Source organism: Microcystis sp. LEGE 08355 (assembly GCF_015207185.1).
Classification (GTDB): Bacteria; Cyanobacteriota; Cyanobacteriia; order Cyanobacteriales; family Microcystaceae; genus Microcystis; species Microcystis panniformis.
In genome coordinates, this window is sequence record NZ_JADEXI010000160.1 from 1 (window position 1) to 8620 (window position 8620).

At 43.4% G+C, this 8620-nt stretch carries 14 protein-coding genes; 10 read left to right on the forward strand and 4 right to left on the reverse strand.

Annotation, left to right across the window (positions count from 1 at the left end):
• Positions 1–53: 53 nt before the first annotated feature.
• On the reverse strand, positions 54–1556 hold the full coding sequence (gene malQ, locus IQ242_RS10285; protein WP_193959895.1) for a 4-alpha-glucanotransferase: 1503 nt from the start codon (positions 1554–1556) through the stop codon (positions 54–56).
• A gap of 145 nt (positions 1557–1701) precedes the next feature.
• Positions 1702–1899 carry a hypothetical protein gene (locus tag IQ242_RS10290; RefSeq protein ID WP_193959896.1) on the reverse strand — a complete coding sequence of 66 codons (198 nt, stop codon included), beginning with the start codon at positions 1897–1899 and terminating at the stop codon, positions 1702–1704.
• A gap of 663 nt (positions 1900–2562) precedes the next feature.
• Between IQ242_RS10290 and IQ242_RS10295 the strand changes: the two genes are divergently transcribed.
• The 3 genes from IQ242_RS10295 (at position 2563) to IQ242_RS10305 (ending at position 3926) form a co-directional block, all read left to right on the forward strand.
• Positions 2563–3273, forward strand: coding sequence for a pentapeptide repeat-containing protein (locus IQ242_RS10295; protein WP_193959897.1), 711 nt, complete (start codon positions 2563–2565; stop codon positions 3271–3273).
• Positions 3257–3439, forward strand: coding sequence for a hypothetical protein (locus IQ242_RS10300; protein ID WP_193959898.1), 183 nt, complete (start codon positions 3257–3259; stop codon positions 3437–3439). Before IQ242_RS10295 ends, IQ242_RS10300 begins: the two co-directional genes overlap by 17 nt.
• Before the next feature lie 112 nt (positions 3440–3551).
• Entirely contained in the window at positions 3552–3926 is a 375-nt protein-coding gene (locus tag IQ242_RS10305) for a metal-dependent hydrolase (protein WP_193959899.1), read from the forward strand.
• Positions 3927–4007: 81 nt separating this feature from the next.
• Here the strand turns inward: IQ242_RS10305 and IQ242_RS10310 are convergent, their stop codons facing one another.
• Complete coding sequence (locus IQ242_RS10310; protein ID WP_193959900.1) at positions 4008–4160, reverse strand: hypothetical protein; 153 nt, start codon at positions 4158–4160, stop codon at positions 4008–4010.
• A 220-nt stretch (positions 4161–4380) separates the two neighbouring features.
• Here IQ242_RS10310 and IQ242_RS10315 point away from each other — a divergent pair, with 220 nt between their 5' ends.
• The 5 genes from IQ242_RS10315 (at position 4381) to IQ242_RS10335 (ending at position 6825) form a co-directional block, all read left to right on the forward strand.
• Positions 4381–4707: a DUF433 domain-containing protein gene (locus tag IQ242_RS10315; protein ID WP_193959901.1), complete on the forward strand. Its 327-nt coding sequence runs from the start codon at positions 4381–4383 to the stop codon at positions 4705–4707.
• Between the two features lie 147 nt (positions 4708–4854).
• A complete protein-coding gene (locus IQ242_RS26090) occupies positions 4855–5043 on the forward strand; it encodes a hypothetical protein (RefSeq protein ID WP_228020919.1) in 189 nt (62 codons plus the stop codon).
• A 54-nt stretch (positions 5044–5097) separates the two neighbouring features.
• Positions 5098–6021 carry a hypothetical protein gene (locus IQ242_RS10325; RefSeq protein ID WP_193959902.1) on the forward strand — a complete coding sequence of 308 codons (924 nt, stop codon included), beginning with the start codon at positions 5098–5100 and terminating at the stop codon, positions 6019–6021.
• Between the two features lie 173 nt (positions 6022–6194).
• Positions 6195–6419, forward strand: coding sequence for a hypothetical protein (locus IQ242_RS10330; RefSeq protein ID WP_193959903.1), 225 nt, complete (start codon positions 6195–6197; stop codon positions 6417–6419).
• Positions 6403–6825 (forward strand): type II toxin-antitoxin system VapC family toxin, encoded by a 423-nt coding sequence (locus IQ242_RS10335; RefSeq protein WP_193959904.1) that lies wholly within the window; start codon positions 6403–6405, stop codon positions 6823–6825. Before IQ242_RS10330 ends, IQ242_RS10335 begins: the two co-directional genes overlap by 17 nt.
• 118 nt (positions 6826–6943) lie before the next feature.
• On the opposite strand, the gene IQ242_RS10340 is transcribed toward IQ242_RS10335, so the two are convergent.
• Positions 6944–7213 (reverse strand): hypothetical protein, encoded by a 270-nt coding sequence (locus IQ242_RS10340; protein ID WP_193959905.1) that lies wholly within the window; start codon positions 7211–7213, stop codon positions 6944–6946.
• Between the two features lie 255 nt (positions 7214–7468).
• Here IQ242_RS10340 and IQ242_RS10345 point away from each other — a divergent pair, with 255 nt between their 5' ends.
• Complete coding sequence (locus IQ242_RS10345) at positions 7469–7723, forward strand: helix-turn-helix transcriptional regulator (RefSeq protein ID WP_193959906.1); 255 nt, start codon at positions 7469–7471, stop codon at positions 7721–7723.
• Between the two features lie 202 nt (positions 7724–7925).
• Positions 7926–8531: a PEP-CTERM sorting domain-containing protein gene (locus tag IQ242_RS10350; protein ID WP_193959907.1), complete on the forward strand. Its 606-nt coding sequence runs from the start codon at positions 7926–7928 to the stop codon at positions 8529–8531.
• Positions 8532–8620 lie beyond the last annotated feature (89 nt).

Below are 8620 nucleotides of genomic sequence, written 5' to 3' on the forward strand. Positions count from 1 at the left end.
ACCCCACACCCCACACCCTGCCACCACCGAAAAGCTTTTTCAGCAAACCCTATTTAACGATTTCTGCCAAAAAGATTGACTAAATCTCGCAATCTCTCGCTATATTCTCCGGTTAAAGCTTCCTGACGATAGCGCCATGACCAATTCCCTTCTGCGACACTAGGGGTATTCATCCGCGCATCCGATCCTAAACCTAACACATCCTGTAACGGTACGATCGCCTGATTAGCCACGGAACTATAGGCCAGTCGAATCAGATCCCAAGCCACTCCCTGACCACTGGGAGCGCCAAGATATTGATATAGTCGCGCTTTTTCGTAGTCATTGGCGTTATCCTGAAACCAGCCCACAGTAGTATTATTATCGTGAGTGCCGGTATAAATCACACAGTTGCGTTCGACGTTGAAAGGAAGATAGGGATTACCCGCATCACCCCCAAAAGCGAAGTGGAGAATCTTCATCCCCGGGAAAGCAAAGTGATCGCGAAAATCTAGGACTGCTTGGTCAATATCGCCCAAATCTTCGGCAATAATCGGCAATTTACCCAAACGAGCGCCAATAGTATTAAAGAGATCATAACCTGGGGCCTTCAGCCAATGACCATTAATAGCGTTTTCCTGGCCAAAAGCCACAGCCCAATAGGCCTCTAATCCGCGAAAATGATCGATACGGATAATATCGACGAGGGAAAGAACCGCTTTTAAACGGCGTACCCACCATTCAAAGCCCGTATTTTTGAGATAATCCCAGTTATAGAGAGGATTTCCCCATAATTGCCCCGTTTCTGAGAAATAATCCGGGGGAACCCCCGCCACTTCCAAGGGATTACCGGTTTGGGGATCTAGTCGGAAAACCTGCGGATTTGCCCAAACATCGGCGCTATTATGGGAGACATAAATGGGGATATCACCGATAATCTCGATACCGAGGGAGTTAGCATAGCGTTTTAGGGCTAACCACTGCTCAAAAAACTCAAATTGTAGGAATTTGTGCAGAAAAATCTCCTCTTGTAACTCCTGTTTCGGTGTTTCCAACGCACCCCAATGACGTTCGCGAATTTCTGTCGGCCATTCCATCCATACTTTACCCTGGTAAGCGTGGGATAAAGCCATAAATAGGGCGTAATCCTCTAACCAATCGGCATTGCCAGCACAAAAGCCAGCAAACTGTTTGTAAAGAATTGTGTCAGAACCCTTGACAAAATTGCTCGCCGCCTTTCTAAGTAGAGGAATTTTCCAAGCGATCAATTTATCAAAATCCACTTGATCGAGGGGAAAATCGGGAATATCCTCGAAATCTGCCTGACTAAGCAGGTTTTTTTCCCGAAGAATATCGAGACTAATCAGGAGATGATTGCCAGCAATGGCACTAAAACTCATGTAGGGAGAGTTACCGTACCCTGTCGGGCCTAAAGGGAGAATTTGCCAGAGTTTTTGACCACTTTGAGCCAAAAAATCGATAAATTGATAGGCTTCCCTACCTAGTTCTCCAATCCCGTAACGGCCGGGATGACTGGTGGGATGAAGCAAAATACCGCTAGAACGGCTAAAAGCCATGAAAAAACCCCCTTATCAGTGATTCGGTTAGCAGTTATTAAGTGTTTAAAGCTGAATGCTCACTGCTATCTCCAAGCTAACCCGATCTCGATCGATAAGGGCAATACTTAACAACTTTATTAGACCTATAGGACAAAATGAGGCATTACAGCCGTACATTAACAGATCGTCTTTCCAGTGAAAAAGATTCCTTGGGATCACGTTCCACCTTACCCGGGTAGGTGAAACTGGCACTCGTTGCCGTCGGTTTGACGCGGCTCGATAGTTGGCTGATGGCCGCTCTTTCCTCTTGGGTGAGGGGGCGATCGATAGCTTGGAATTCGTAATATTGGTATTCGCTCATGGCGTGTAACCTATCTCAAGGTTTATGATCGATATGCTGATAATTGTACGGGGATAGTTAGGGTTTAAAGATAAATTCGACAGGACGGGCGCTCTCGGATGTATTAGGAATAGCAAGAATATGCAAATCGCCCGATCTTTACCGATAAGGAAAAAGTTCGGGTGATCGATCGGTAATTTACTCTCATTGGTCTTGGCAAGAAATCTAATCTATTCCTTTGGATAGTGGCACGGTCAAAATCGATAGGATTACAATTTCTTTTGTTAAGCACTTTAGCGATCTCTGGATATTTCTGCGATTCATTGTCGGCTATTCATTATCAGCTAATTATTAAGTTTTATGAAAACAGCCCAATTCGTTGAGATTATCGGAGATAGAGTAAGGGTAGGTGAATAAGGGGGAAATAATTAGATTACTCGGGGGACAATTGCACAGATGAAATCGCCGAAACTTCATTAGGTTAAGAGTTTTGCCATTTGGAGGAAAGTTCAGATAAGAGGTGGGGTCTGTTTGGTGGCAGGGATGGCACTGAAGCAGCTTGGGAGTGTGAGGGGGGCGAGGAAGCGGTTGGGGGGGTGAAGATTAGCTTTAGTTATCTATAAAGTCTTTGATAAATGTGAGGCAAATTATCTTATTGATTTCAGATGAAAGGAGGTAATCGTCATGGATGAACAAGCCCTTAATTCTCTCAAAGGAGGCATTGAAAGCTGGCAGCGATGGAGACTAAATCATTCAGATAGAGTTGTCTTTAGTGCTATCGATCTCCAGAATGCCTACCTTTCTCATGAAGATCTTAGCCAATTTGATCTCAGAGGAGTAGATCTTAGTGGGGCAAATTTAAGTAAGGCTATTTTAAGAAATGCTAATCTTTATGAAGTAAATCTTAGTCAAGCTGATCTGAGCGGAGCCGATCTAAGCCGTGCTGATTTAAGAAGGGCTAATTTAAGCTACGCTTGCCTCGTCAAAGCCAATTTTAAAAATGCCCAAATCTGGCAAGCAAATTTCCAAGGAGCAATGTTGATTCTAACAGAGGAACTCCCAGAAAAACTCCGTCAAGAAATAAATTACATGGAGTTGAAACTTAAACAACTTGAACTGGAAAAAAAACTGGAGCTTTCAAGACCAATTGTTCGTTGGACAAGACAAACTTTTGTATTGGCAACGAAGCAAAACCTTTTATATCTACTGGCAGCCTTAATATTTATTGTTTTTTCTGGATTGCTGTGGATAAGCTTAGGAAAATCCCAAACTCAGATATCTATCAACTACGAGGTCGGGACAATTATCGGAGGAATTCTCATTGGTGGAGCAGCAATTATTGCCACACAATCTTATTTAAGGCGTAGCTACTTATCAAATGAAAGAAGAAGCTAAACTAACTCAACACCCGCAAAATCTCCACAATGGAAGCCTTCTGGGATTGCAGGTCTTGGATGGCGGCTACCTTCTCCTTGGGGATGTACTTGCAGGACTTGATCAGGCGATCGCCACCTTCCCAGAGTTCGTAGTGGAAGAAGGCTTGGTGAAACCCTTTTCCTGACTGAATCCCGATTTTTCTCGGTTTTGAAGGCGGCTCTGAATTACTCCGTCAGAGCATTAACATAACAGTAGATAATTTGGGTAATGTCCCATCGCATCCGATAACAGGAGTCATGTTTTTAGGTTTCATGGCGATCACCCACTCCCTCATCGCCGCAGCAGGCACGTCCCTCATCTTGGGAACGGCTGAACCGATGGCGTTGGGTTTGGCTGTCCTGGGTTCGCAGCTTCCTGACATTGACACCACCACCTCAACCATCGGCAAAATCTTCTTCCCCATCAGCAGCTTCATTGAAGACAGGTTTCCCCACCGCAGCACCACTCACTCTCTCCTGGCGACGGGTTTGATTGCGGCTGTCTCCCTCCCCATCGGCTACTTCCTGGGCAATTGGCTGACAGCGCTGCCGAAGGCACTCGCTGCGCGAGACCGCACTCTCGTTAGGTCATTTACTCGCCTGTTTCTCCGACTACTCTACTTCTGCTGGTAGTACAATTACGTTTAACGATGAGTCGGCGATCGCTGTTTTAAGAGGGCAGTACGCAATTGGGACAGTAAACACCAAAATCGTTCAACCTGCGCCATTTAAGGGATGACCGTTCAATTTCCCCAAAACAGCCTGATGTTTCTGCCGCGCTGACCTTTCCTCGGTCGATGTGCGCTGGTTGCCGATAGTCGATAGGTGGATTTCGATAATCCCGTCAATTCTTTCGCTCGATGGCATCGAGTTCCCGACATATTTCGGCGGCCAGCCGATAATCCACACTTCCCGTTAAAGTAGCTCCGTCAAAGTGGCTGCCAGCATAGCAGCCAGGGTTATGGCCGCGGGGCAGTTTATCCCGGTTAAAAGTTTGAAAACAAGGGAAGCATCAGGCGGACTAATTACGATAACATATTAATAAATAAGCGGTAAAAATGAAATAAAATTAAGGGAAAAATTAATTATGCAACTAGAAGATTATTTCTTATTTATCTCCGAAGATGATATTAGAATAAAAGGTCATCGCCTCGGAATTGACAACGTACTCTTTTATTTCTTGGAAGGCTATACCCCAGAAGAAATAAATGCTATCTATCCCGATCTAAGTTTAGAGAAAATCTACGCAACTATTACTTATTATCTCCAGAATCGGCAAAAAATTGATGCCTATTTATTGCGCCTCCAGAATTGGCGAGAAACTCACTATCACGAAGCACTGAAAAATCCTTCGCCTCAACGAGAAAAGATGAGAAAAATTAAACAGCAAAGGCAAGATTATGTCAGGGTATGAAAATCAAGTTTTTACTCGATGAAAACTTATCCCCCGCTTGAAAGTCGCTGTCTTAAGGTTAAATCCAGAGATAGATATTTTACGCATTGGAGAGCCGAATACACCACCGTTAGGAACTCTTGACCCTGATTATCTCAACGACTCTTGGTGACAGATAATCGTACCAGTATGCCTGAACATTTAGAGGAATATTGGCAAAAAAATCAACAAATCTGGGGACTGTTTTGGATACATCTCACAACAACAATGGGAAAACTAGCCGAAGAATTAATTATGATTTGGGAAACTACCGAAGCAGAAGAATGGATCGATATTGTCGATTGGATTCCTTTTTAATCAATGATATAATAAGATTATTACCGTCCTTTTTATGCTTGATTATTAACTTGAATGACTCGCCAAATTCATGACCAATTTGCAAAGGAATATCTGGAGGAATTACTAACACCTCTAGGGACGATTAGAAAAAGTAAGAAAGTAAAAAGTGAGGTTCAAGAAATCGATGTCTGGTTTGAACCATTTAGCTCACCTACTCCCACTGAGTTACCTTTAGGGTTACTCGGAAAAATGGCGACTACTTCCTGTTTGTTTGAACCTTTCCGCAATCCCCCGACCGAGGTAGAGATTCGCGGTTGTTTGTCAAAGCTATACACGGTTCATGGCGAAATCTTGAGAAAAGCGAAACGGTTAAACAAAACTCTGACGGTCGCAGAATTGCCTTTCTTATGGATTCTAACGCCCACCTTTTCAGCTAGAATGATTGAAGATTTCGGGACTCACAGCGATGAGAGTAATTGGTTAAAAGGGGTTTACTTTTTAGCTAAGTCTCTCAAAGCGGGCATCATTGTCATTCATCAATTACCAGTAAATGAAGACACCTTATGGTTGAGAGTATTAGGTAAAGGAGGAACTCAAAAACGAGCAGTTGAAGAGTTAGTTGAACTGCCAGAACGCAATCCTTTTCGAGAGAATTTATTAGAAATTCTGGCCAACTGGCGCAAAAACTTAGAGTTGAGAGATAATTTAAGTACCGAAGAACAGGAGGACATCATGAACTTATCACCAGCTTATCTAAAGCAACGAGAAGAGTGGAAATTAGAAGGAAAGCAAGAAGGGATAGAACAAGGTAGTTTAGAAGAACGGTATTCCATGATAACCAGTCTTCTGGAAGGGCGGTTTGGAACGCTAGATTCGGAATTATCCAGTCTGGTAGAAAAGATTGCCCAACTTCCCATCTCAGAACGCACCAGATTGCTTCTTTCTTTGGCAAATTTATCCCGCGAGGAATTGTTAGAAAGATTCAGGGAAAATTAAAACTCCAGCCCGCCCAAGCCATGAAGAATCATCCCTAAACCCTGATGGTAGTTTGTCCGAGGAAATCTCTGCCCAATCATCGCAATTTTCTTGATTCCCTACAATTTTTTCCTGTACTTAGAGTTTTTCCATACCCATTATGATAAAATATTAATAAATAATCAGGAGCAATTATGACAATTACTCCAAAATCAGAACAATTAAGCAGCGATACTTTATTAGAGCAAGAGGCTAAAACCTTGAAGACTTCCTTCCCTTCTAACTCTTCGCCAAATAGTAAAGCTATTTTTCTGCAACAGGCAGCTGCTTTAAGCGATGATAGCTCTCTGGCCGACCTAAGAGATTCTATTTACCAAGCCAGGGGACGTTCGGAAACTAACAATGATGTATCTTCTTGACACGGATACTGTAACTCATCTCCACTCAGGTAACACTAACGTTATTAATCGATTGGAAAACTTACAAGATGAGGAAGTCGCCATTATGATTGTCACCAAGATCGAAATTTTGCGCGGGCGGATAGATTATCTGCTTAAGGCTTTTTCAGGGAGTTATTTACTGAAAGCACAAGAGCTTTTCTCTCGTTCAGAAACCTTATTAAATCAACTTCTTGTAATTTTAATTGACCCAAATGCAGCCAATCAATTTGACCGCTTACAAGATATTTCTAAATTTCGCAAAATTGGCAGATCTGACCTGTTAATTGCTAGTATCGCCTTAGCTAATCAAGCCTGGCTAGTAACCAGAAATCTGCGACATTTTAGACAAATTCCTCATTTATTCTTAGAAAATTGGGTCGATTAATTCCCGTTCCGAATTGTTAGCAAGATTGGGAGAAAAGTCCGCTCAAACCATGAGTTTTCATGCCAAAATCCTGATGGTAGTTTGTCCGCTGAGGTTACTGTCATGGTCAAGTCCGGCTTTAGCACAGACGCTCCCCTGTCTGAACAGCAAGTAAGGAGTGCGTGGAGAAGTTGACCCAAAGCGCGATGAGTCTGCTAATCGCCTTGTAGAAAGCGGTTTTCTGGATGCCCAGTTCGGAACAGGTAGGGCGTTGATGAAGAGTGAGTTTCCATTCAGGCTTAAGTTTAATCAGAATGTAGAGATAAACCAGCGCCGTAGCCGAAATTAAGCCGTTTTGGTAAAGGGCGATTGCAGAAGATAGCGTAAGTTTGTAGAATTGTTGTGTCATGTTCAAAATCTCCCGTTTTGGACATCTTCCCAAAAGTCAAGTAAGCTAAACGGCTTTTACTTCGGATCACCGATATAGACTCCAAAAGGGTTATAGCTATTGGATCATGCAGGTTAAGCACCGTTTAGCTTACCAGTTGACTTTTGGGTTATCGTTTATTTAACTATGACGACTAGACGTTTAGTTGTCAAGTCGTATAGGCAACTAATAGTTAAAACTGCTAAACTAACAGGTGAGCATAGAGAGAAAAAAAATATGATCGCAACGTTAATAGGCAAGACGGAATATGAGAAGGAGAAGGAGCTTTACTTCTACAGCAACCTAGAGGCGTTAATGGCTGAAAAAGGCTTAAGCATCGCCGAACTGTCGGAGCGGACAGGTGTAGCCCAATCCACTATCAGAAGTCTGATCAGGGGTAGGCTCAAAAGGCTCGACAGTATCAGCACCGGCAAACTAACCCAGTTTTTTCAGTGCAAACTGGACGAACTCTATGCGATGAAGTGGGAGTAAGGAACGGGCGACCGCCTAACCAATACCCGTTGGAGTATTGTGGAGTTGGGGAGGCGATGCTTGTTTTAAGAGGGCAGTATGTGGTGGGGACGGTTACGGCTAAGATTGTTCAGCCTAGTCCCAATAATGTGAGCAAAATAAGATAAAATTTTCTTAAATTTAATTGAGTCGAGTTTCCCTGTCTATCTTAGTAGGAATCATCATGAAGAATCTCTTGACCAAACTCACTGCTACCGCCGCTGCTACCATTACTTTGTCAGTGGCGGCGCAACAAGCCCAAGCCATCTCTTTCAATTTTAACTGGCAAGGGGATACTGGCTATTCAGCAAGGGGGGTGTTCAGCTATAACGAAAACACCGCCCCCAATATCATTTCCGAAATTGGAGTCGGCCCGACGACTTCCTTGCAGTTCCTTTCGCTTTCAGTTTTCAATCCCGCCAACAACTTGCTCGATAGCGGTAGTTCCGTAGTCAATGGCATCTCGAACAACAACTTTTTACGATTCCAGTTTAATACCCTAACTGAAACCCTGAGTGTATTAGACACCAATACCGCCGCCTCTGGCAACAATCCCTACTACTTTATCAGTAATGCTGTCGATCCTAGCTATACTCCTGTTCCGCCTGGCAGTACCACTTTCAATCTCTTCGCGTTTTCCAGTACGAGCAGTGCAACATTTCTTGGTTCTGCATCTAGCATTCAAGTATCTATTGTACCTGAACCCAGTTCTATCTTAAGCTTATTGGCTTTGGGAGGATTAGGTGCGGGTTCTATTTTAACAAAGAAACAAAAAGGCGATACTAAATAATTGAACCTCCCAGTATCTCACCTATGCCATGAACGTCGCCAACTTTCTCCCAGTGGGACTTGCCAGCCTGACTGTGTTGGTGATTGCCC

Bases quoted from the DNA above. Each gene is read 5' to 3' on its own strand.
- malQ (WP_193959895.1), bottom strand. From the start codon at position 1,556: ATGGCTTTTAGCCGTTCTAGCGGTATTTTGCTTCATCCCACCAGTCAT.
- IQ242_RS10290 (WP_193959896.1), bottom strand. From the start codon at position 1,899: ATGAGCGAATACCAATATTACGAATTCCAAGCTATCGATCGCCCCCTC.
- IQ242_RS10295 (WP_193959897.1), top strand. From the start codon at position 2,563: ATGGATGAACAAGCCCTTAATTCTCTCAAAGGAGGCATTGAAAGCTGG.
- IQ242_RS10300 (WP_193959898.1), top strand. From the start codon at position 3,257: ATGAAAGAAGAAGCTAAACTAACTCAACACCCGCAAAATCTCCACAAT.
- IQ242_RS10305 (WP_193959899.1), top strand. From the start codon at position 3,552: ATGTTTTTAGGTTTCATGGCGATCACCCACTCCCTCATCGCCGCAGCA.
- IQ242_RS10310 (WP_193959900.1), bottom strand. From the start codon at position 4,160: ATGCCATCGAGCGAAAGAATTGACGGGATTATCGAAATCCACCTATCG.
- IQ242_RS10315 (WP_193959901.1), top strand. From the start codon at position 4,381: ATGCAACTAGAAGATTATTTCTTATTTATCTCCGAAGATGATATTAGA.
- IQ242_RS10325 (WP_193959902.1), top strand. From the start codon at position 5,098: ATGACTCGCCAAATTCATGACCAATTTGCAAAGGAATATCTGGAGGAA.
- IQ242_RS10330 (WP_193959903.1), top strand. From the start codon at position 6,195: ATGACAATTACTCCAAAATCAGAACAATTAAGCAGCGATACTTTATTA.
- IQ242_RS10335 (WP_193959904.1), top strand. From the start codon at position 6,403: ATGATGTATCTTCTTGACACGGATACTGTAACTCATCTCCACTCAGGT.
- IQ242_RS10340 (WP_193959905.1), bottom strand. From the start codon at position 7,213: ATGACACAACAATTCTACAAACTTACGCTATCTTCTGCAATCGCCCTT.
- IQ242_RS10345 (WP_193959906.1), top strand. From the start codon at position 7,469: ATGATCGCAACGTTAATAGGCAAGACGGAATATGAGAAGGAGAAGGAG.
- IQ242_RS10350 (WP_193959907.1), top strand. From the start codon at position 7,926: ATGAAGAATCTCTTGACCAAACTCACTGCTACCGCCGCTGCTACCATT.